The following is a 946-nucleotide window of genomic DNA, read 5'->3' on the forward strand; positions in this document are numbered from 1 at the left end:
CGTGGGGGTGCGGCCCTCACCGGCCGCACCTGTCGCGCCGTCCGCCCGTCGCCCGGCCCCCGGGCGGTCTCCCCGCGACCGCCCGTTGCGCTGAGGAGGGTGGCGGTCCCGCCCCACTGCGCCGCCTGCGTCCGAGTCCGGCGGTCAGTGGGCGGCCCCTCCCCTCGTCCCCCATGACGTGGCCGTGACATTACGTCAGCCGGCTGTGCCGTGCACCGACCCTGCCGCGGAATTCACCACTTCCCCACGAATTCCGCTGGTCACGCATACTGGGCGGGCACACAGAGCGAGGAGAGCCGCCATGCCGTTCACGCTGAGCCATGCCGCCGCCGTGCTCCCCGCGGTCCGCCGGACGGGACGGGGCCGCGGTCCCCTGGTCGCCTCCGCGCTCGTGCTCGGCTCGTTCGCGCCCGACGCCTTCTACTTCCTCGACGCGGTCGTCGGCGGCGTGATGGCGTACGGGGACTTCACCCACTCCCTGGTGGGGGTGGTGACCGTCGACGCCCTGCTGACGGCGGCCCTGGTGGCCTGCTGGCTGCTGCTGCGCGAACCGCTGGTCGCCCTGCTCCCCCGGGGCCGGCAGGCCCGCGTCCACGGGTTCGTCCGTGGTGAGGCGTGGCGGCGGGAGCGACGGCCGGCCGCGCTCGTGGGGTGGTTCTACGTCTCGGCGGTCGCCGGTTCGCTCACCCATGTGGGGTGGGACAGCTTCACGCACATGGACCGGTACGGGACGCACACCTTCCCCGCGCTGTCGGCGTACTACGGGCCCCTGCCGCTCTATTCGTACCTGCAGTACGGCAGTTCGGCCGTGGCCGCCGTCGTGCTGGCGTGGTTCACGGTGTCGGCGCTGCGGCGGGTCCCGGCCGGGCGGCCGGCACCGGCGGAGGTGCCGGTGCTGAGCCGCGCGGAGCGGTGGGGGGCGGCGGGGCTGTTCGCGGTGTGCGGG

At 74.9% G+C, this 946-nt stretch carries 1 protein-coding gene; it reads left to right on the forward strand.

Translation table 11 applies throughout. The annotated features are described in order from the left end of the window. Nucleotides 1-301: 301 nt before the first annotated feature. Nucleotides 302-946: DUF4184 family protein (locus EF918_RS36125; protein ID WP_125653017.1), on the forward strand; the 645-nt coding region annotated here is incomplete at its 3' end.

The sequence above is a fragment of the Streptomyces sp. WAC06614 genome (assembly GCF_003949795.1).
Classification (GTDB): domain Bacteria; phylum Actinomycetota; class Actinomycetes; order Streptomycetales; family Streptomycetaceae; genus Streptomyces.